Source organism: Rothia sp. QJM3NY_36 (assembly GCF_056173115.1).
The window spans coordinates 374,247-394,927 of sequence record NZ_CM149658.1 but is presented as its reverse complement, the minus strand read 5'-3'; the positions used below and the strand labels follow the sequence as shown (position 1 = coordinate 394,927).

Annotated in this window: 20 protein-coding genes; 1 reads left to right on the top strand and 19 read right to left on the bottom strand. The window is 72.9% G+C overall.

Annotation, left to right across the window (positions count from 1 at the left end; translation table 11 throughout):
* Positions 1 to 4: 4 nt before the first annotated feature.
* Complete coding sequence (locus AC0VXQ_RS01725; protein WP_058731098.1) at positions 5 to 805, bottom strand: hypothetical protein; 801 nt, start codon at positions 803 to 805, stop codon at positions 5 to 7.
* A gap of 121 nt (positions 806 to 926) precedes the next feature.
* Here AC0VXQ_RS01725 and AC0VXQ_RS01720 point away from each other — a divergent pair, with 121 nt between their 5' ends.
* Positions 927 to 1,904 (top strand): HhH-GPD family protein, encoded by a 978-nt coding sequence (locus AC0VXQ_RS01720; RefSeq protein ID WP_058731099.1) that lies wholly within the window; start codon positions 927 to 929, stop codon positions 1,902 to 1,904.
* 40 nt (positions 1,905 to 1,944) lie between these two features.
* Here AC0VXQ_RS01720 and AC0VXQ_RS01715 read toward each other — a convergent pair whose 3' ends face one another.
* The 18 genes from AC0VXQ_RS01715 to AC0VXQ_RS01630 all read right to left on the bottom strand — a co-directional run bounded on the left by AC0VXQ_RS01715 (position 1,945) and on the right by AC0VXQ_RS01630 (position 20,678).
* Positions 1,945 to 2,451 (bottom strand): amino-acid N-acetyltransferase, encoded by a 507-nt coding sequence (locus AC0VXQ_RS01715; protein WP_058731100.1) that lies wholly within the window; start codon positions 2,449 to 2,451, stop codon positions 1,945 to 1,947.
* 105 nt (positions 2,452 to 2,556) lie between these two features.
* Positions 2,557 to 5,187, bottom strand: coding sequence for an ATP-dependent Clp protease ATP-binding subunit (locus AC0VXQ_RS01710; protein ID WP_058731101.1), 2,631 nt, complete (start codon positions 5,185 to 5,187; stop codon positions 2,557 to 2,559).
* 190 nt (positions 5,188 to 5,377) lie between these two features.
* The gene (locus AC0VXQ_RS01705; RefSeq protein WP_058731102.1) at positions 5,378 to 5,728 is read right to left on the bottom strand and encodes a histone-like nucleoid-structuring protein Lsr2; all 351 of its coding nucleotides are present in this window, start codon (positions 5,726 to 5,728) and stop codon (positions 5,378 to 5,380) included.
* A 170-nt stretch (positions 5,729 to 5,898) separates the two neighbouring features.
* Positions 5,899 to 6,120 carry a hypothetical protein gene (locus AC0VXQ_RS01700; protein ID WP_058731103.1) on the bottom strand — a complete coding sequence of 74 codons (222 nt, stop codon included), beginning with the start codon at positions 6,118 to 6,120 and terminating at the stop codon, positions 5,899 to 5,901.
* Positions 6,121 to 6,123: 3 nt separating this feature from the next.
* Entirely contained in the window at positions 6,124 to 7,668 is a 1,545-nt protein-coding gene (lysS, locus tag AC0VXQ_RS01695; protein ID WP_058731104.1) for a lysine--tRNA ligase, read from the bottom strand.
* Positions 7,669 to 7,721: 53 nt separating this feature from the next.
* On the bottom strand, positions 7,722 to 8,675 hold the full coding sequence (gene panC, locus AC0VXQ_RS01690; protein WP_058731105.1) for a pantoate--beta-alanine ligase: 954 nt from the start codon (positions 8,673 to 8,675) through the stop codon (positions 7,722 to 7,724).
* Positions 8,676 to 8,783: 108 nt separating this feature from the next.
* On the bottom strand, positions 8,784 to 9,725 hold the full coding sequence (locus AC0VXQ_RS01685; RefSeq protein WP_058731106.1) for a Rossmann-like and DUF2520 domain-containing protein: 942 nt from the start codon (positions 9,723 to 9,725) through the stop codon (positions 8,784 to 8,786).
* Positions 9,722 to 11,470: a PH domain-containing protein gene (locus AC0VXQ_RS01680; RefSeq protein WP_363835111.1), complete on the bottom strand. Its 1,749-nt coding sequence runs from the start codon at positions 11,468 to 11,470 to the stop codon at positions 9,722 to 9,724. Before AC0VXQ_RS01680 ends, AC0VXQ_RS01685 begins: the two co-directional genes overlap by 4 nt.
* The gene (locus AC0VXQ_RS01675) at positions 11,467 to 12,030 is read right to left on the bottom strand and encodes a PH domain-containing protein (RefSeq protein WP_064724964.1); all 564 of its coding nucleotides are present in this window, start codon (positions 12,028 to 12,030) and stop codon (positions 11,467 to 11,469) included. The genes AC0VXQ_RS01680 and AC0VXQ_RS01675 overlap by 4 nt, the downstream gene beginning before the upstream one ends.
* Complete coding sequence (locus AC0VXQ_RS01670; protein ID WP_061225390.1) at positions 11,990 to 12,535, bottom strand: DUF3180 domain-containing protein; 546 nt, start codon at positions 12,533 to 12,535, stop codon at positions 11,990 to 11,992. The genes AC0VXQ_RS01675 and AC0VXQ_RS01670 overlap by 41 nt, the downstream gene beginning before the upstream one ends.
* 6 nt (positions 12,536 to 12,541) lie before the next feature.
* Positions 12,542 to 13,042: a 2-amino-4-hydroxy-6-hydroxymethyldihydropteridine diphosphokinase gene (folK, locus tag AC0VXQ_RS01665; RefSeq protein ID WP_058731109.1), complete on the bottom strand. Its 501-nt coding sequence runs from the start codon at positions 13,040 to 13,042 to the stop codon at positions 12,542 to 12,544.
* Entirely contained in the window at positions 13,039 to 13,452 is a 414-nt protein-coding gene (folB, locus tag AC0VXQ_RS01660; RefSeq protein ID WP_058731110.1) for a dihydroneopterin aldolase, read from the bottom strand. Before folB ends, folK begins: the two co-directional genes overlap by 4 nt.
* Positions 13,453 to 13,530: 78 nt before the next feature.
* Complete coding sequence (gene folP / locus AC0VXQ_RS01655) at positions 13,531 to 14,463, bottom strand: dihydropteroate synthase (RefSeq protein ID WP_404434974.1); 933 nt, start codon at positions 14,461 to 14,463, stop codon at positions 13,531 to 13,533.
* A complete protein-coding gene (folE, locus tag AC0VXQ_RS01650) occupies positions 14,460 to 15,029 on the bottom strand; it encodes a GTP cyclohydrolase I FolE (RefSeq protein ID WP_058731116.1) in 570 nt (189 codons plus the stop codon). Before folE ends, folP begins: the two co-directional genes overlap by 4 nt.
* 5 nt (positions 15,030 to 15,034) lie before the next feature.
* Entirely contained in the window at positions 15,035 to 17,239 is a 2,205-nt protein-coding gene (gene ftsH / locus AC0VXQ_RS01645) for an ATP-dependent zinc metalloprotease FtsH (RefSeq protein ID WP_058731112.1), read from the bottom strand.
* A gap of 148 nt (positions 17,240 to 17,387) precedes the next feature.
* Positions 17,388 to 17,939 (bottom strand): hypoxanthine phosphoribosyltransferase, encoded by a 552-nt coding sequence (hpt, locus tag AC0VXQ_RS01640; RefSeq protein WP_475528877.1) that lies wholly within the window; start codon positions 17,937 to 17,939, stop codon positions 17,388 to 17,390.
* Between the two features lie 55 nt (positions 17,940 to 17,994).
* The gene (tilS, locus tag AC0VXQ_RS01635) at positions 17,995 to 19,338 is read right to left on the bottom strand and encodes a tRNA lysidine(34) synthetase TilS (RefSeq protein WP_475528875.1); all 1,344 of its coding nucleotides are present in this window, start codon (positions 19,336 to 19,338) and stop codon (positions 17,995 to 17,997) included.
* Positions 19,338 to 20,678: a zinc-dependent metalloprotease gene (locus AC0VXQ_RS01630; RefSeq protein WP_475528873.1), complete on the bottom strand. Its 1,341-nt coding sequence runs from the start codon at positions 20,676 to 20,678 to the stop codon at positions 19,338 to 19,340. The genes tilS and AC0VXQ_RS01630 overlap by 1 nt, the downstream gene beginning before the upstream one ends.
* Positions 20,679 to 20,681 lie beyond the last annotated feature (3 nt).

Sequence of the window (20,681 nt, the reverse complement as noted above, 5' to 3'; positions counted from 1 at the left end):
GCGGCTACTGGATCACGATGAGCGTGGGCTGGGAGCTCACGCCGTTGACGGTCGCGGTGACCCAGTAGTACCCCGTCTTCGCCTGCTGGGCGGCCTGCCCGCAGCCGTAGGCGTTCATCCCGCGATCCCAGGTGAGGCTCGTGGTCTGCTTCGCCCCGGCCTGCAGGGTGGCTTCATCGTGGGTGGGCTGGGCCTGGCAGGTCTGGCTGCTGTAGACGTTGGCCGGGCCGGAGGTGATCTGGTACGTGGTGTTCGCGGAGCCGAGATCCACGGTGCAGGGGTTCTGCGAGCCGTTGGCGACGGTCGTGGTGATGACCGGCTGCTGCCCCGCGGCGTAGACCTGCTTGTCCACCGTGGTGCTCACGGTGAAGGCGTCGGAGCAGGCCTGCACGGGCTGCTGCGTCGTGGGCTCCGGGGTGGGTGCGGCGGCCTGGTCCGTGGGGGTGGCGCTGGCCTCGGTGCCTTCGGCGTCGGCCGAGGCCGTGGACTCGCCGGTGGGGGTCACCTCCGCGGAGGCCGAGGCCGAGGGCTGGGCGGAGGCGGAGCCCGAGGCGGACCCGGAGGCGCCGCCGGTGGGACGGGCGCTGAAGCTGTCGAAGTTGTCTCCGGCGGCGGCGCTGGAGGCTGCGGCGGTGTCATCCCCGGAGTCGGTGAGCCGCTGGAAGGCGAAGACCAGCGCCCACACCACCAGGATGATCGCGAGGATCGCGATGATCGCGGCGATGATGCGCCGCCTGCGATAGACCTCGGGCGCCTCGCGCTCGTACTCTTCCCCGTCACCGTCGAATTCTTCGTAGTCAGCCATGGCCCTCAGATTACCCAATTCTCCCCGCCGCCGCGTCCTGGCTCACTCCCATCCCGGACCCGCCGGAAGCCGCCTTTCCGCGGCATCCCGGGCCCTCCGCCTGCCCTACAGTGGTGGGGATATGCCTGCTCCCACCGCCCTGCCGGATCCCGCGACCCTGTCCCAGCTGCACGAGCGCATCGGCGCGTGGTTCCGCGCCCACGCCCGGGACCTGCCCTGGCGGGCCCCCGAGCGCACCCCCTGGGAGGTCATGGTCAGCGAATTCATGCTGCAGCAGACCCCGGTGAACCGGGTTTTGCCGGTCTGGCGGGAGTGGCTGCGGCGCTGGCCCACCCCCGCCGCGCTGGCCGCGGAGTCCCCCGGGGAGGCGGTGCGGGCGTGGGGCCGACTGGGTTACCCGCGCCGGGCTCTGCGCCTGCACGCTGCGGCCGCGGCCATCGTCGCCGAGCACGACGGCGAGGTTCCGGCGGACCGGGAGACCCTGCTGGGTTTGCCCGGGATCGGGGCCTACACCGCCGCGGCGATCAGCGTCTTCGCCTTCGGGCACAGGGAGACCGTGGTGGATACGAACATCCGGCGCGTGCAGGCCCGGCTGATCTCCGGGCGGGCCCTGCCGGGCAGGGGCATGACCGCCGCCGAGATGCGCCTGGCCGAGGCCCTGCTGCCGCGAGATCGGGAGGATTCCGTGCGGTGGAACATCGCGGTGATGGAGCTGGGCGCCCTGGTGTGCACGGCCCGCGCCCCGCGCTGCGAGGAGTGCCCGGTGCTCGCCGACTGCGCCTGGGTGGCCGCGGGGCGCCCGGAGCCGGAGGTCGCCCCGAAGGGCCAGGCCTGGCACGGCACGGACCGGCAGGCCCGCGGGGCCCTGATGGCGGTGCTGCGCGCGGCGAGCGCCCCGGTGCCCCGGGCCCTGCTGCTGGACCCGCGGCTGCCGGAGCAGGCCCACGGCTCGGCGGCGGAGGCTGACGACGTCGTGCGCGCCGTGCGCGCCCTGCGTCGCCTCGAAGCCCCGCCCGAGCAGCTGCGGCGGTGCCTGGAGGGGCTGCTCACCGACGGGCTGGCCGCGGAGCCCACCCCGGAGACGGTGGCCCTGCCCTGACCCGGCCGCCCGCGAGCGGGGCTCAGCAGATGGGCGGGGCTCAGAGGGCGCGGATCATGCGGGTGTTGCCCAGGGTGTTGGGTTTGACCCGGGCGAGGTCCAGGTACTCGGCGATGCCCTCGTCCTTGGAGCGCAGCAGCTCGGCGAAGACCTGCGGGTCGATGCCCTCCTGCTCGTCCATGACCTCGAAGCCCATCCGCCGGAAGAACTCGACCTCGAAGGTCAGGCAGAACACCCGGCTCACCCCGAGGTCGCGGGCCCGCTCCAGCTGCGCCTGCACCAGCCGCCGCCCGATGCCGTGGCCGGTGAGCACCGGGTCCACCGCGACGGTGCGGATCTCGGCGAGGTCCTCCCAGATCACGTGCAGCGCCGCGCAGCCGGCCACCCCGACGCCGGGGGCCTCGATGACCAGGAACTCCTGGATCGCCTCGTAGTAGTCCACCGTCTCCTTGGTGATCAGCACGCCCTGTTCGGCGTAGGGCGCGACGAGGCGCCCGATCGCCCGGGCGTCCGCGGTGCGGGCCGGGCGCAGGTGGAGGTCGGTCATGGGTGTCGAGTCTACGCGTCCCCGAACATGGCGAACGCCCCGGACCCGCGCGCCGTGCGCGGGTCCGGGGCGTTCGCGGCATCCCGGATGCGGGCCTCTTCCGGATCAGGCCTGGGCGGCTCCGGAGGCCGGGCCGGCCTCCCCGCCGCCGCGGTCCGTCTTGGGCGGCAGGGCCGAACCGGACAGCTGCTCCGGGTCCACGTGGGAGTCGGTGATCTCCGCTCCCTCGTCCCCGTAGGAGATGCCGTCCTCGGACAGCTCGGCCATCTTCTGCGAGGAGAACGTGAACTGCGCGTCCTGTCCCTCGCCCTCGACGTCCACGGTGATCTTCTCCCCCGCGGAGATCTCCCCGAACAGGATCTTCTCCGAGAGCTGGTCCTCGATCATCCGCTGCATGGTCCGACGCAGCGGGCGGGCGCCCATCGCCGGATCGTAGCCGCGCTCGGCCAGCAGCTTCTTCGCGGCGTCGGTCAGCTCGATGGACATGTCCTGATCGCGCAGGCGCTCGGCCAGGCGGGCCACGAACAGGTCCACGATCTGGATGATCTCCTTCTCCGTCAGCTGCGGGAAGACGATGATGTCATCCACGCGGTTGAGGAACTCCGGGCGGAAGTGCTCCTTGAGCTCCTCCTGCACCTTCGCCTGCATCCGCTCGTAGTTGGTCGTGGCGTCATCCGCGGACTGGAAGCCCACGGGCACGCGGCGGGAGATGTCCCGGGTGCCCAGGTTGGTGGTCATGATGATCACCGTGTTCTTGAAGTCCACCACACGGCCCTGGGAGTCGGTCAGGCGACCGTCCTCCAGGATCTGCAGCAGCGAGTTGAACAGGTCCGCGTGGGCCTTCTCCACCTCGTCGAACAGGACCACGGAGAACGGCTTGCGGCGCACCTTCTCGGTCAGCTGGCCGCCCTCCTCGTAGCCGACGTATCCGGGGGGCGCCCCGAACAGGCGGGAGACGGTGTGCTTCTCCTGGTACTCGGACATGTCCAGGGTGATCAGGGCGTCGTCGTCGCCGAAGAGGAACTCCGCCAGGGCCTTGGCCAGCTCGGTCTTGCCGACGCCGGTGGGCCCGGCGAAGATGAACGAACCGCCCGGGCGGCGCGGGTCCTTCAGCCCGGCGCGGGTGCGCCGGATCGCCCGGGACAGGGACTTGATGGCGTCGTCCTGGCCGATGACGCGCTTGTGCAGCTCGTCCTCCATCTTCAGCAGGCGGCCGGACTCCTCCTCCGAGAGCTTGTACACCGGCACCCCGGTGGCCGCGGCCAGCACCTCGGAGATGACCTCCGGGTTGACCTCGCCCATCGCGGAGTCGGATTCCTTCCAGCTCTTCTCCGCCTCCTCCTTCTGCGCGATGAGCTTCTGCTCCTTGTCCCGCAGGTTGGCGGCCTTCTCGAAGTCCTGACCCTCGATCGCGGCCTCCTTCTGGGAGCGCAGATCCGCGATGCGGTCCTCGAGGTCCTTGATCTCCGGCGGGGCGGTCAGGCGCTTGATGCGCAGCCGCGCCCCGGCCTCGTCGATCATGTCGATGGCCTTGTCCGGCAGGAAGCGGTCCGAGATGTACCGGGCGGACATGGACACCGCGGCCTCCAGGGCCTCGTCGGTGATGGTCACCCGGTGGTGGGCCTCGTACTTGTCGCGGATGCCCTTGAGGATCTCCACCGCGTGGGCCTGGGAGGGCTCGTCCACCTGGATCGGCTGGAAGCGGCGCTCCAGGGCGGCGTCCTTCTCGATGTGCTTGCGGTACTCATCCAGGGTGGTCGCCCCGATGGTCTGCAGCTCGCCGCGGGCCAGCATCGGCTTGAGGATGCTGGCCGCGTCGATCGCGCCCTCGGCCGCACCCGCCCCGACGAGGGTGTGGATCTCGTCGATGAACAGGATGATGTCCCCGCGGGTGCGGATCTCCTTCAGCACCTTCTTCAGGCGCTCCTCGAAGTCCCCGCGGTACCGGGAGCCGGCCACCAGGGAGCCGAGGTCCAGGGTGTAGAGGTGCTTGTCCTTCAGGGTCTCCGGCACGTCCCCGCGCACGATGGCCTGGGCCAGGCCCTCCACGACGGCGGTCTTGCCGACGCCGGGCTCACCGATCAGCACCGGGTTGTTCTTGGTGCGCCGGGACAGCACCTGCATGACCCGCTCCATCTCCTTGAAGCGCCCGATGACCGGGTCCAGCTTGCCCTCGCGGGCCGCGGCGGTGAGGTTGGTGCCGAACTGGTCCAGCACGGTGGATCCGGCGGGGCTGCCGTCCTTGCCGCCGCCGGCCCCGACCCCGGCGGTCTCCTTGCCGGCCTCACCGGTGCCGCCCTGGTAGCCGGAGATCATGTCGATGACGGTCTGACGCACCCGCGAGGGGTCCGCGCCGAGCTTGGTCAGCACTTGGGAGGCCACGCCCTCCCCGGCCCGGATCAGGCCCAGGAGGATGTGCTCGGTGCCGATGTAGTTGTGTCCCAGCTGCAGGGCCTCGCGCAGGGACAGCTCCAGGACCTTCTTGGCCCGGGGGGTGAAGGGGATGTGCCCGCTGGGAGCCTGCTGCCCGGGACCGATGATGTCCTGGACCTGCTCGCGCACGGCGGACAGCGTCACGCCCATGGATTCCAGGGCCTTGGCGGCGATGCCCTCGCCCTCGTGGATGAGACCGAGCAGCAGGTGCTCGGTGCCGATGTAGTTGTGGTTGAGCATGCGGGCCTCTTCCTGGGCCAGCACGACGACGCGCCGAGCGCGATCCGTGAACCTCTCGAACATATGGGTGTCTCCTTGTACGCGGCTTTGCCCTCGATGCTACGCACGCCCAAAGCCCGCGTGCGGACTGTTCGCCACCGGCGAGAGACGCATCAAGCCCAGAGCGGAAAGCACGTGCGCTTTTCCGCCCTGGGCTTGATGCGCGTCCCGCCCGCGAGGTCCCGCGGGGCGGAAGGCGTGGTTCGGAAGGGGACTACTTCCCGCTCTTCATCGCGGCGTAGTAGGCATCCTGGATCTCCTGGTGGATGCGGCCGCGATCGGAGACGTCGTAGTTGTTCTCCTTGGCCCACTTCCGGATCTTCGCGGTCTCTGGGTTACGGGCCTGACCGGAGGAGGAGGACTGCTTTCCGCCGCCGCGGCCGGTGCGGGCCTGCACGCGGCGGGCCTTGGCCACGAAGGGGCGCAGCGCGTCACGCAGCTTGGAGGCGTTCTCCGTGGTCAGGTCGATCTCGAACTGACCGCCGTCCAGCCCGAAGCGGACGGTCTCATCCGCCGGTCCGCCCTGCAGGTCGTCCTCGAGAATGATCTTCACTTTCTGAGCCATGGTGTTCTCCTGCCGATTCGCTCACCTGAATGCCGCACGCCCGGAACGGTGATGATCCGGATTATCCGATCGAGCGGATCACCCATCGCATCTCGCATCGTCTGCTGCGGCGCTCTCGTTTAGAGGATAACAACACCGCCGCGGAGAATACAATCTCCGCGGCGGTGAATTCAGGAATTCTCAGGTTTCTCGTCGTCTCGCCGTCGCGAGGAGGAGAAGATCGCGTCGTCGCCCTCGCGTCGGCGGACCCCTTCGTACCAGGTGCGCGCATCCTCCTCGGCGGCCGCCTGGGCGCGCCGCTCCCGGCTGTCCGCGCGCAGGATCCAGCGCATGATGAGCCAGAAGAGCACGCCCAGTCCGATCGAGGGCAGCAGCACCGCCAGGTATTCCACGGCTTACTCCTGCTCGGGCTTCATCAGGGGGAACAGGATGGTCTCGCGGATCCCCAGCCCGGTGAACAGCATGACCAGCCGGTCCAGGCCCAGGCCCAGCCCGCCCATCGGCGGGGCCGCCGACTCCAGGGCGCGCAGGAAGTCCTCATCCAGCTGCATGGCCTCCTCGTCCCCGCCGGCGGCCTTCCGGGACTGCTCGGTGAGCCGCTCGCGCTGGATCACGGGATCGATCAGCTCGGAGAACGCGGTGCCGCGCTCCATTCCGCCGATGATCAGATCCCACGCCTCGATGACCCCCTCCTTCTCCCGGTGGGGCCGGGCCAGCGGCTGGGCCGACGGCGGATAGTCGCACACGAAGGTCGGATCGATCAGGGTCGGCTCCACGATCTCCCCGAACAGCTCGATCACCAGCTTCTCGGCATCCCACGCCGGGTCCACCGCGACGTCGCGATCGGCGGCGATCTCCCGCAGCCGCTCGGCCGGGGTGGCCGGGGTGATCTGCTCGCCCACGGCCTCGGACAGCCCCGGGTACACCCCGAGCCAGCGCCATTCGCCGTCCAGGTGGATCGTGCCGTGCTCGGAGGGGATCTCGCGCACGCCCAGGGCATCCGCGCAGGCCAGGATGACCGAGCGGATCAGCTCCGCCATCGTGTACTGGTCCCCGTAGGCCTGGTAGGCCTCCAGGGTGGTGAACTCCGGGCTGTGCGTGGAGTCCACGCCCTCGTTGCGGAAGACCCGCCCGATCTCGTAGACCCGCTCGATCCCGCCGACCACGGCGCGCTTGAGGTACAGCTCCGTGGCGATGCGCAGAGTCATGTCCTGGTCGAAGGCGTTCAGGTGCGTGGCGAAGGGGCGCGCGGTGGCCCCACCGTGCACCAGCTGCAGGATCGGGGTCTCGATCTCGGTGTAGTCCTGCTCCTCCAGCACCCGGCGCACCGTGGAGATGATCTTCGCCCGGGTGCGCACCACCTGCTGGGCCTCCGGGCGCACCATGAGATCCAGGTGGCGCTGGCGCACGCGGGTCTCCTCGTTGAGGTCCTTGTGCAGGGTCGGCAGGGGCCGCAGGGACTTGGAGGCCATCGCCCACTCGTCGGCCATCACGGACAGCTCGCCGCGGCGGGAGCTGATGACCTCCCCGCGCACGAACACGTGATCGCCCAGGTCCACCAGGGACTTCCACTCATCCAGCGCCTCCTGGCCGACCTTGGCCAGGGAGAGCATCGCCTGCAGGCGGGTGCCGTCCCCGGACTGCAGGGTCGCGAAGCACAGCTTGCCGGTGTTGCGCTGGAAGACCACGCGCCCGGCCACCCCGACGACGTCGCCGGTCTCCTCCCCCGCGGCGAGCCCCTCGTACTGGGCCCGCACGCTCGGGATCGTGCGGGTCACGGGGACCCCCACCGGGTAGGGTTCGCGTCCGACGGCCAGCAGGGCGGCGCGCTTGTCCGCGCGCACCCGCATCTGCTCGTTCGCCTCGGCGGCGGCCTGGGCGCGCTCGGCCTCGACGGCCGGGGTGGTCTCGGGGGCCTGGGGGGATTCTGCGGAAGTCACGCCCTCCAGCCTAGCGCGTGGCCGCGGGCTCCCGGGTCTCGGCAGGGGTGGGCTCAGACCACGTCCATGTTGTCCAGCAGGCGGGTGGCGCCCACGCGGATCGCGGCCAGGGCCAGGGCCCGCGGGGAGTCCTCGGTCGGGGGTTCGAAGGTCTCCGGGTCCACGATCTCCAGGTAGTCCAGCTCGACGCCGTCGGCGTGCTCGATGCGCTGCCGGGCGGCGTCCAGGTCGATGCCCGCGTACCCGCGGGAGAGCCCCTCCTCCCGCAGCAGGGCGAGGGTCCGGGAGAGCACGAGCGCGGCCGTGCGCTCCTCGGCGGACAGGTAGGCGTTGCGCGAGGACAGGGCCAGGCCGTCGTCGTCGCGCACGATCGCCACCGGCACGATGGTCACCGGCAGCGCGAAGTCCGCGACCATCCGCTGGACCAGGGCCACCTGCTGGGCGTCCTTCTGCCCGAAATAGGCGCGCAGCGGGTGCCCGGAGGCGCCGGCGGCGGTGATGTTCAGCAGCTTGTTGACCACGGTGAGCACCCCGTCGAAGTGCCCCGGGCGCCGGGAGCCCTCGAACAGCTCGCCCAGCCGCCCGGAGGTGACCCGCACCAGCGGCTCGCCGCCGGGGTAGAGGGTCTGCACCTCGGGGAGGAACACCAGATCCACCCCGATCCCGCGCAGCAGCTCCAGGTCCGCCTCGGGGGTGCGGGGGTAGCGGTCGTAGTCCTCGCCGGGACCGAACTGCAGCGGGTTGACGAAGATCGACACGACGACGACGTCGTTCTGCTCCCGGGCCCGGCGGATCAGGGTCGCGTGGCCCTCGTGCAGGGCGCCCATCGTGGGCACCAGGCCCACGGTGGCCACCCGCGGGGCCTCGGGGGCGACGTCCTCCTCGGTCTGCCCGGCGGCCCGCCGCTGCTCGACGGCGGCGAGGTTGCGGGCCTCGGCCTGGCCCACGCGCTGGGCCAGGTGCGCGCAGAGCTCCTCCGGGGTGCGGGCCACGATGAGCTCGGTCATGCTCGACAGTCCTTCTCGCGGGGTCCGACTCGCCGTCGGGGCGCTCCTTCTTCGACGGGGGCGCGGAGGCGGGGGCGGGACCGTGGTTCGGGGTTTCGGCAGGAGAGTCTACCGGTACTCGGCGCCGTGCGGGGGCTGCCGGTCCTCCTCCAGGGCCCCCAGCACCTGCTTCAGGGCCGCCGCGGACAGCGCCCCGCGCCGGTGCGCCCGCTCGGCGCTGGCCCGGGCCATCGCCAGGTAGGCCCGGCCGATGTCCGCGGCGTCCTCCTCCCGCGCGAAGCCCTCCAGGATCTCCCGGTGCGCGGCCAGCGTGCCCACATCGCCGCGGGCCACCGGACCGGTCAGGGCGGCGTCCCCGCTGGCCAGGGCGTTGTCCAGGCTCGCCCGCAGCAGCGGGGCGAGCATCCGCCCCGGCTCGGGCACCCCGATGCTCTCCAGGATCTGACGGGACTGCCCGACCAGGGTCACCAGGTGGTTGGACCCGTGGGACAGGGCCGCGTGGTACAGCGGCCGGTCCCCCTCCTGCACCACCACGGGCTCCCCGCCCATCTCCACGACCAGCGCCTGGGCCACCGGCAGGAACGCGGCGGGGGCGGTGACCCCGAAGGGGCAGGAGCGCAGCCGGTCCAGGTCCAGGGACAGCCCGGTGAAGGTCATCGCCGGGTGGATGGCCAGCCCCACGGCCCCGCGGGCTCGGGCCGTGTCGAAGACCTCGGTGCCGCTGCGCCCGGAGGTGTGCACGAGCAGCTGCCCGCTGCTGACGTGCCCGCCGTCCACCATGCCCCGCACCAGCGGGGCCAGGGCGTCGTCGGGCACGGCGAACAGCACGAGCTCGCTGCGCTCCATGATCTCGGGGATCTCCCAGCGCGGCGCACCCGGCAGGAGGGACTCCGCCCGGGTGCGCGATGCCTCGGACACGGCGTGCACCCCGGTGATCGCGTGCCCGGCGGCGCGCAGGGCCGCGCCCAGCACGGCCCCGACCCGTCCGGCCCCGATCACCCCGATGCCGAGGCGTCCGGGACGGGCGGCGGGCGATTGCTGCGGGCTCATGCGGTGGGCTCCTCGTTCTCGGGTTCTGCTGCTGCGGAGGTCGGGGAGGGCTGCTGCCCCACGGACGCGCGGACCGGCCCCCGCGCCGAGGGATCCTCCGACGCCGGGACGGCGAGGACACGGGCCAGGGCCAGGGCATCGACCCGGGCCAGTCGGCGCACCCGGGTGTCCACGGGCCCGGCCACGGTGCACAGCTGGAGATCGGCCAGCCCCAGCCGGCGCAGCAGCGGTCCGTCCTCCAGGACCACCCCCTGCACCCGCCGCTGCGGGACCACGCTCAGCTGCCGGGTCAGCCGCCCGCCGCGCAGCAGCAGCGCCCCGGAGTCGCGCAGGAATCCGCTGCGGCGATAGGTCAGCGGGGCCAGCCAGCGCGCCGCCGGCGGGGAGACGGTGAACCCGTGGCCGGTGCCGCTGCCGCGCAGCGCCGCCGCGAGATCCTCCGCCCCGGGGGCCTCATCCTGGACCACGGGTCCCAGCACGTACGGCAGGAGCCGACGCAGCTGCGCTTGGGTGCCGACCGGCAGCAGCACGGAGCGGGTCTCGGAGCCCTCCCCCGCGCCGATCCCGGCGCTGGTCAGCCGGACCCGATACCACCCGGGCAGGCGCCACAGCAGCGGCTGCTCGATCCCGACGGTGTGGATGCGGCCCAGGGGGATGGACTGGGCGCGGGTGTCGGTCAGGCCCGCGCGGGTGCGCAGGCCGCCGTCGGCCTCCAGCACCCGGAATCCGGCGCCGGCGTTCACGGCCGACCACACCGTGCTGCCGGCCACCAGCAGCATCGGCAGCACCCCGGCCACGGCCGTTCCGGCGCTGTCCGCGGCCCAGCCCAGCGCGACGGCGATCAGCAGGATGGCCAGCAGGGAGCTCAGCAGCCCCGCGGACAGCAGCGGGGCCGCGGCCGCGCGGGCGAGGGGAACGCGCAGCACTTCCCGCTCCGCGAGGCCCTCGGGCGCCTCGCTCTGCGGAACCCCGCCCTCGGAGATCCCGGTGTCGGGACCCCCGGCGGCGACCGTCCCGGAGGCAGGACCGATCGAGCCGCCCCTGGCCTGCACCACCCGCGGGTCCCGCGAGTCGGAGTCCTGCGCGGCGGAGTTCTCCGGGGCGGCGTTTCCCGAGGCGGCGGCACCTGAACCCGGCGTCGCGGGGGCGCGCAGCTGGCGGGCCCGGGAGAGCAGGCGCCCGCGCAGGTCCTCGGCCTGGCGCAGGCTCAGGAAGCGCAGGTGCAGGGCGGCGTCCTCGGCGTCGGCGACGTCGAAGCGCAGCTCCGCCAGCCGCAGCAGCCGGGCCAGCAGCGGCTGGGTGATCTCGATGGCCTGGACCCGCTCCAGCCGCGCCTGGCGCTCCTTGCGCAGCAGGATGCCCTCGCGCACGTGCACGGAATCCTCGGTGACGGCCCAGCGGGTGAACCACCAGGTCAGGGCCATCGCCCCGATCACCACGGCCACCGCCGCCAGCACCGTCAGGACGGCGAGCAGGCTCACCCCGCCGGCCATCTCCTCGGCGCCGCGCACCAGGTCCCCGGCGTCGGTCTCCCCGGTGATGACGTCTTCGATCAGGGGCCGGAGGAAGAGCACCAGGATCAGCACCGCGGTGATCCAGAAGCGGGCCAGCGGGGTCAGCGGATGCACCCGGCGCCACTGCGGCCCCGCCTCGGGCTGCCCCGGCGCCTCCCGGTTCATCGGGTCCTCCGACGGCTGCGGCGCGGGCGCGGCGTCCGGGGAGGACGGGTGGGGCGCGCGGCTCACAGGGCCTCCATCCGCTCGCGGCCGCGCCGGCTCAGCTCCTCGCGCAGCCGGCGCGCCTCCTGCCGGGAGACCCCGGGCACCGAGACGTCCGCGGCGGCCGAGGCGGTGCGGAAGGTCACCGAGGACAGGCCGAACAGCCGCTGCCAGGGCCCCTGGGAGACCTCCACGTACTGCATCCTGCCGTAGGGCACGGCGGTGACCCGGTGGCTGAGCACCCCGCGGCGCACCAGCACGTCCTCCTCCCGCTCGGCGTACCCCATGGCGCGGGCCCGCCGGGGGATCAGCAGCAGGTCCGCCGCGGCCCAGATCAGCAGCAGGCCCAGCACGACGAGGCCGACCGCCGTCCAGGCGCCGGGCAGCAGTCCGAGCAGTCCCAGGACCGACGGTGCGGCGGCCAGCAGCAGGACGATGAGCCAGCCGAGGCCGCGAGCCAGCAGCATGCTCGCCGGATACCGCGCGTCCATCCGCTGCCAGGGGGCATCCCAGGCGTCCAGGGCGGCCAGGCGGGCCTCGAAGCGGTCACTGCCGGGTCGGACCCGGGCTCTGGCGGTCTCGGGCATAGCCACCCTCTCCTTCGGGGATGTCCCGGCGCTGGGCGCGGCGGGGATCGGCGTGCTGGGGCCCCTCATCCGTATCATCCGGTGGGCGCTTGCACCAGGCTTCGGCCACGCACCCGGCCGCGCACACCAGAGCCCCGACCACCAGGTCCGCGATGATCAGGGGCAGATCCTCGGTGGCGCTGCGCCAGCGCAGCAGGCTCAGCTCCCGGATCAGCAGCCCCGCGGCCCATCCCGCGGCCAGGGCGCCGAACACCGCGCAGGTCTGCGCGAGCACCGCGGTGCGGGCCGCGAGCAGCGGCTCCACCGGACGCCCGCGCGGATCCCGCACGTGGGCGCGCACCCGGCGGGCCAGCACCAGCACCGCGATCGCCAGGACGATCAGCGCGGCCAGGGTGATCCAGGGCAGCACCAGCAGGCCGCCGGGCACGAGCAGGGACAGCAGGAGGGCGCCGACCAGGCCCGCGGTCCAGATCAGGGCCAGCCATCGGGGACGCAGAGGACGCATCGCGGATCAGCTCCCGTCCTCGGTGAGCCAGCCGCGCACGCCGTCGGCGTCCGGGGCCCGTTCGGCCAGCGCGGCCACGCGGATCCCGTCCAGCTGGGCGTCGGGGTCCATCCGCGCCCAGGGGGCGAGCACGAAGGCCCGCTGCCCGGCCCGCGGGTGGGGCAGGACCAGCTCGGGTTCGTCCATGTGCAGACCCCCGTAGGAGATGATGTCCACGTCCAGGGTGCGCGGGCCCCACCGCACGGTGCGGACCCGGTGGAACCGATGCTCGATCTCCTGGCACCAGCGCAGCAGGGCGAAGGGCCGCAGATCCGTGCGCACCCCGACGACCATGTTGAGGAAGTCCGGCTGGTCGACGGGTCCCCCGACCGGCGCGGTGATCACCACCGGGGAGCGGGCGGTGACGCTCACGCGGGGATGCTCGCCCAGACGCCCCACGGCTTCCGCGAGGATGCGCCGTGATTCGCCCTGATTGGAGCCCAGAGCCAGGACCGCGTCCACACTCATGCGCGCTCCCGGTGGATCGTCACGGACACATCGCCGAAGGTGACCTCGATGGGGGCCTTGGGCTTGTGCACCGTCAGCTCCACGGCGTCGACCGGGAAGCGCTCCAGGATCCGCTGGGCCATGGTGTGCGCGAGGGTCTCGATCAGCTCCACGCTCGGACCCATCACGACGTCCTTGATCGTCTCGGCCACCGCACCGTAGTCCACGGTGCGGGACAGATCGTCCGTGCGTCCGGCCTGGCTGAGGTCCCGGTAGAGGATCACGTCCGTGAAGAACGGCTGGGCGATCTTCTTCTCCTGCTCCAGGACCCCGTGGGTGCCGACGGCGCCCACCCCGATCAGGGTGATCCGGTCCCGGCCCGCACTCCCCTGCCGGGGCGCGGTGCCGCTGCCGTCCTGGTTCTGCTCCACCGTTCCTCCTCGGTGCTCGCGACGATGTGATGGTCGATGGGATGCCCGGGCCAGCGCCGCCCGTCCCGGGGCTGCGGCTCAGCCGCCGGCCCGGCTCCAGGCCCGCTGCACGGCCAGCGCATCCGCGGTGGCCCGCACGTCGTGCACCCGCACCGCCCAGGCCCCGGCCCGGGCCGCGAGCACCGAGACGGCGGCGGTGGCGACGTCGCGCTCGACGGGACCGGGGGTCTGCGGCTGAGCGCTGCCCGAACCGCCGGGAGCCCCCGATTCATCCGGCGTCGCTGCGCCGTCCGGGAGCTGCGCCCCGGGCCGGTGCTCGGCGCGCGCCGCGGCCAGCGTCGAGCCCAGGAAGCGCTTGCGGGAGGCCGCGACCAGCACGGGATGGCCCAGCCCCGTCAGGGCGTCGAGCCCCGCCAGCAGCCGCCAGTCCTGATCCCCGCCCTTGGCGAAGCCCAGGCCCGGGTCCAGCACGATCTGCGCGGGGTCCACCCCGCCGTCCAGCAGCCGCTGGCGCAGCCCCAGCAGCTCGGCGCGCACCTCCGCCACCGGGTCCGCGTACCGGGCCAGGGAGTCCATGGTCGCGGAGTCCCCGCGGGCGTGGGTCAGGATGTAGGGCGCACCGGTGCGGGCGATGAGCTCGATCATCTCCTCGCCCAGCCGGGCTCCGGAGACGTCGTTGACGATCCCGGCGCCGGCCTGCAGGGCCGCCTCGGCGGTGTCCGGGTGCAGGGTGTCCACCGAGACGACGACGCCGCGCTCGGTGAGCCGGCGAACCACCGGCAGGATGCGCCGCCGCTCCTGAGCCGGATCCACGGGCTCGGCCCCGGGGCGGGTGGACTCCCCGCCGACGTCCACGACGTCCGCGCCATCGCGGACCAGGGCCAGCCCGTGGGCGACGGCGGCCTCCGGGTCCAGGTGCTCTCCGCCGTCGGAGAAGGAGTCCGGGGTGACGTTGAGGATGCCCATGACCAGGGTGCGCCCGGTGGGCAGGCTCGGCCAGCGGGCGCTCACCGACGCTCACCCCCGCGGATCAGGCCCATCGCCTCGGCGCGGGTCGCCGGGTCCCGCAGCTGCCCGCGCACCGCCGAGGTGACGGTGTGCGCGCCGGGTTTGGCGACCCCGCGCATGGCCATGCACAGGTGCTCGGCCTCCACGACGACGATCGCCCCGGCCGGGCGCAGGAACTGCTCCATCGCCTCCACGATCTGGGTGGTCAGCCGCTCCTGGACCTGGGGGCGTCGGGCGTAGAGGTCCACGAGCCGGGCCAGCTTGGACAAGCCGGTGACCCGCCCGTCCGCGCCGGGGATGTACCCGATGTGGGCGGTGCCGAAGAACGGCACCAGGTGGTGCTCGCACATCGAGTGGAAGGTGATGTCCTTGACCAGCACCATCTCGGAGTGGCCGATGTCGAAGGTCGTGGCCAGCAGATCCGCCGGGTCCTGCCCCAGCCCGGAGAAGACCTCCGCGTAGGAGCGGGCCACCCGGGCCGGGGTCTCCCGCAGCCCGTCCCGGTCCGGGTCCTCGCCGACGGCCAGCAGGATCTCCCGCACGGCCGCCTCGATGCGCGGCAGGTCCATGGGCATCACCGGCTCCAGGGCCCGGCGGGCCGGGGGCCGTCTCCGTCCTGCTCGGGCTCCCGGGCGTCGGGGCCCGGCTGGGGGCCCTGGGGCCCTTGGGCGCCGGGCCCGCCCTGGGCGCCGCCGTCGGACTCGGTGCCGGGAGGGGTGGTGCCGGTGTGGTTGCGGGGCACCTCGAGGGGGTGCTCGGGCTTGGCGGCCACGGCCTGGTCCTGCGGCGTCATCTCCGCCGGGTCCTGGGTGCCCTCACGGCGAGCCTCGGCCTGCTCGGCGGGGGTGGTGATCGGGGGGATCTCGGAGACCGGGCGGGTCTCCTTGGACAGCCAGACCTCGCGCACCGGGCGCTGGCGGACGTCCTTGAAGACCTCCGCGATCTCCTTCTCGTTCAGGGTCTCCTTATCCAGCAGCTCGAAGGCCAGCCGGTCCAGCACATCCCGGTTCTCGGTGAGGATCGCGTAGGCCTCGTCGTGGGCGTGGTCGATCAGGGCCCGCACCTCGACGTCGATCTGGGCGGCGGTCTTCTCGGAGTAGCCGCGGGAGGAGGCTCCGCCGTCGCGGCCCATGAACGGCTCGGTGTCATCCGAGCCGAGCTTGATCGCCCCGATCGTCGCGGACATGCCGTAGTCGGTGACCATCTTGCGGGCGGTCTTGGTGGCCTTGTCGATGTCGTTGGCGGCACCGGTGGAGGGGTCGTGGAAGACCAGCTCCTCGGCGACCCGCCCGCCCAGGGCGTAGGCCAGCTGGTCCAGCAGCTCGTTGCGGGTCGTGGAGTACTTGTCGTCCACCGGCATGACCATGGTGTAGCCCAGGGCGCGCCCGCGCGGCAGGATGGTGATCTTGGTGACCGGATCCGTGTTGCGCAGCGCGGCCGCGACCAGGGCGTGCCCGCCCTCGTGGTACGCGGTGATCTTGCGCTCCAGCTCCTTCATCAGCCGGGAGCGGCGCTGCGGGCCGGCCAGGACGCGGTCGATCGCCTCGTCCAGGGCGCGGTCGTCGATGATCTGGGCGTTGGAGCGGGCCGTGAGCAGCGCGGCCTCGTTCATCACATTGGCCAGGTCCGCGCCGGTGAAGCCCGGGGTCTTCTTGGCCACCTGGGCCAGGTCCACGTTGTCCGCCAGGCGCTTGCCCTGGGAGTGGACCTCCAGGATGCGGCGTCGGCCCTTCAGGTCCGGGGCGTCCACGCCGATCTGCCGGTCGAAGCGCCCCGGGCGCAGCAGGGCCGGGTCCAGCACATCGGGGCGGTTGGTCGCGGCGATGAGGATGATGTTGGTGTTCTCGTCGAACCCGTCCATCTCCACCAGCAGCTGGTTCAGGGTCTGCTCGCGCTCGTCGTTGCCCCCGCCCATGCCGGCCCCGCGCTGGCGTCCGACGGCGTCGATCTCGTCGACGAAGATGATCGCGGCCTCGTTCTGCTTGGCCTGCTCGAACAGGTCCCGCACGCGGGAGGCGCCGACGCCGACGAACATCTCCACGAAGTCCGAGCCGGAGATGGAGAAGAACGGCACCCCGGCCTCGCCGGCCACGGCCTTGGCCAGCAGGGTCTTGCCGGTGCCGGGAGGGCCGTACAGCAGCACGCCCTTGGGGATCTTGGCCCCGACCGAGGTGAAGCGCTGGGGATCGGTGAGGAACTCCTTGACCTCCTGCAGCTCCTCCACGGCCTCGTCCGCCCCGGCGACGTCGGAGAACTTCACGGTGGAGTTCTCCTTGTTGAACTTCTTGGCCTTGGACTTGCCGAACTGCATCAGCTGCCCGCCGCCGCCGGACATGCGCGAGAGCAGGAACCAGAACAGCGCCAGGATGATCAGGAACGGCAGGATCAGCCCCAGCAGGGAGGTGAACCAGTTGCTCTCCACGGGCTGATCCGTGTAGCCCTTCAGGTCCCCGTCGTCGATGGCCTGCACGACGTCCTCGGCGCGCGGCTCGACGTAGTAGAACACCACGGACTTGCCGAGGTTCCGGTCCCCCTCCGTGTAGTCGTCCTTGAGGGAGAGCTCGACCTTCTGGTCGCCGTCGTACATCTTGGCCTCGGTGGCCTTGTGGTCCTGCAGCAGCTCGATGCCGACGTTGGTGTCCACGCGGTTGGTCTCCGCGGACATCGTGGTGAACAGCACCGTCGCCAGGCCCACCAGGGCCAGGACGATCCAGAAGTAGGGTCCCTTGAAGAGGCGCTGGCGGACGGTCTTCTTCTGGGGACTGGTGTTGGTGGCCAAGCTGGTGGTGCCTTCCGATCGTCGTGGATGCGTCGTGGGGCGCGAGCGGTCTCGTGACAGACTACCGCCGGGAGCCGGCAGGGCCTCCCGGACTTCCCTCACGGCGGACGCCGCGCGGGGACGGGGGGCTGCCGCAGACGGCGGCGCGTCAGGAGTAGACGTGCGGGGCGAGGGTCCCGATGAAGTCCAGGTTGCGGTACCGCTCCGCGAAGTCCAGGCCGTAGCCGACCACGAACTCCGGGTCGATGTCCCACCCGATGTACTTGACCGGCACGTCCGTCTTCACGGAGGCCGGCTTGCGCAGCAGCGCGCAGATCTCCACGGAGTTCGCCCCGCGGGATTCCAGGTTGGACTTCAGCCAGGACAGGGTCAGCCCGGAGTCGATGATGTCCTCGACGATGAGCACGTCCCGGCCGTGCAGGTCCGTGTCCAGGTCCTTGAGGATCCGCACGACCCCGGAGGATTTGGTCCCGGAGCCGTAGGAGGACACGGCCATCCAGTCCATCGTGTAGTGCCCGTGCAGGGCGCGGGAGAGGTCGGCCATGATCATCACGGCGCCCTTGAGCACCCCGACGAGCAGGACGTCGCGGTCCTCGTAGTCGCGGTCGATCTGGGCCGCGAGCTCGGCGATCTTCTCCCGGATCTGCTCCGTGGTGAACAGGACGTTCTTGAGGTCCTCGCTGACGTCGTTCGCATCCATTGGGGTCTCCTGCTTTCCGTGATGCTGCCGGTGGCCGCGGTGCCGCTGGGTCGGATCACCCCGCCGGGGTGCGGGTCAGGATCAGCGCCCCCGCGGCCTCTGGCTCGGGGGCTCGCCGCTCCAGCGCCCGGCGGCGCCACACGGTCACTCTACCCGGCATCTGCACGGGACCGGCATTGCCCCGGCCGCCGAGCAGCTCCTCCAGGGCGGCCAGGCGCTCGTGGGTGGGCGCAGCACCCCCGGCCTCCTGCAGGGCCGCCGCGAGGATGCGCCGACGCAGGGCGGGGTGGGTGCCCGACAGCACCCCCAGGGACAGCGCGGCCAGGGCCTGCTCCGGCACGGGGTGGAAGCGCCCCGGGTCCGCGCGCGCGTCCTGCGCCCGCCGGGCGGCCAGGGCATCCAGCAGGTCCGCGTCCTCGGTGAACACCTCGGCCGTGCGGGCCAGGGCCTGAGCGATGCCGGGGCCCAGGGTGCGCTCCAGGTGGGGCAGGACGTCGTGGCGCACGAGGTTGCGGCGCAGGGAGGTGTCCGCGTTGCTCGGGTCCCGCCAGGGGCTCAGCCCCTCGGCGGCGAGGATCTGCTCGACCTCCTCCCGGGTGGTGCCCAGCAGGGGCCGCAGCAGCAGGGCGGCCGAGGGAGTCTCGTCGGTCCCGTCGGGATCGGCGCGCGGCGGCTCGTCGGGCGGCGTCGCGATCGACGCGGTGAGCGGCTCGCTCTTCGGGGCGGTGATCGGCTCGCCGTCGATGCCGAGCCCGGCCAGGGGGCGCGCCGGCGGCATCCCGGCCAGGGAGCGGGTTCCGGAGCCGCGGGCCAGGCCCAGCATCACGGTCTCCGCCTGATCGTCGCGGGTGTGGCCCAGCAGGATGCCGGCCACGGTCTCGCCCTGCTCCCCCAGCTCGGCGACGGCCTCCTCGAAGGCCCGGTAGCGGGCGATGCGCGCGGCCATCTCGGGGCCGTGCCCGCCGGGTTCCACCGCGGCCCGCCGGATGAGCACGGGGGCCAGGCCCAGCTCCCGGCACTGCTCGGCGGCTCGCCGCGCGACCTGCGCGCTGCCCTCCTGCAGCCCGTGATCCACGACGATCGCCCCGGCCCGCAGGTCCCCGCGGCGGGTGAAGTGCGCGGTGAGCGCGGCCAGGGCCAGGGAGTCGGGCCCGCCGGAGCAGGCCACCAGCAGCAGCGGCCCCTGGGCGGCGCGATGGGCGGGGGCGCTCGGGGTCCCGGGCGAGGAGGCCGGGTCCTGCTCGCCTCGGCCCGCCCGCCTCCCGGCCTCCGCTGAGCGCGCCGCCCGCCCCGTCGGAGTCGTCTCCAGGCCCGCGTGCTCGGCGAGGTGGCGGGCCAGGCGGCGTCGGGCGGCGCCGACGGCGGGGTGCAGGCGTCCGGTGCGTCCGCTCTGAGCCATCAGCGCCGCTCCGTCCCGTCGACGCCGCGCGCCTCGGATCCAGGCGCGTCGGATCCGGCCCCCTCGGCGTCCGTCCCGTCGGCTCCGGTGCCGACCGCCCGGGCGGATGCCGCCGCGTCTTCCGCAGGGGCGGAGTCCTCGGGCGCGCCGTCCAGCACCCGGGCGATCCAGCGGTGCGGGTTGTGGATCTCCCGCTCGCTGGGCAGGTGCTCCGGGCCCTCCCAGACCCGGTTGACGACGTCCATCCCGCGCTCGCGCAGGATGGTGCGCACGAACTCCTGGCCGTCCCGGTACTGGCGCATCTTCAGGTCCAGGCCCAGCGCCCGCCGCATCGCCCGGTCCAGCAGGCCGCGCTGGGGGCGGGCGTCGAAGCGGCGGCGGATGGTCTTCACGGTCGGCACGATGCTCGCGTCCACCGCGTCCATGACCACGTTCGCGTGGCCCTCCATGAGGCTCATGATCGCGGTGAGCTGCGACAGCGCGGCGGCGGAGTCCTCATCCAACAGCAGGCTCATCCGGTTGCCGGGCACGGGCCGCTCCCCGTCCGGGGAGTCCTGCCCGTCCTGCTCGCGGCGGGCGGACAGCGCCCGCCGGGCGGCCTCCCCCAGGCGCTGGACCAGCTCGCCGCCTCCTCCGCCGAGGCCCTCCGGCAGCCGGGTGATCAGCTCCAGCAGGTGCCCGCGCAGCCAGGGGGCGGCCGCGAACTGCACCCGGTGGGTCTGCTCGTGCAGGCACACCCACAGCCGGAAGTCCTCCGGCTCCACGTTCAGCTCCCGCTCCAGCATCGCGATGTTCGGGGCGACCAGCAGCAGGCGCCCGCCCGCGGCCCCGTGCCCGCCGAGCGCGGCGAAGGGATCGTACTGGCCGAGCACCTTGCCCGACAGGAAGGCCAGCAGCCCGCCCAGCTCGACGGCGGCCCCGGCGGCCGTGACCCGCCGGTCCAGCCCGGACATGTCCTGAACCCGCTTCCCCGGTCCCACGGCCAGCAGGCGGTTGAGCAGGAAGGCGAAGGTCTGGGCGTTGGCCCGGGACCAGCCGGCCCGGTCCACCACGAGGACCTCGGAGTCGTGCAGGTTGCGCGCCGCCTCCAAGCCAGTGATGGCGTGGACGTGGTCCACCGCGGCATTCGCCTGGTACCGCACGGATTCGACGACGGCCCCGGCCTCCCGGCGGGACAGCCGCGGCCCGGCCGGGGCCAGGCGACGGGCCGCGGCGGCGGCCGCCTCCCAGCCGATGACCTCGGGCGCGGGCTGTCCCGGCGCCCCGGCGGATCCGGCGGGGACGGCGGGGACGGCGGCGTCGGGGGACGGACTCGAGGCGGGGGTCCTGGGCTGGGCCATGGC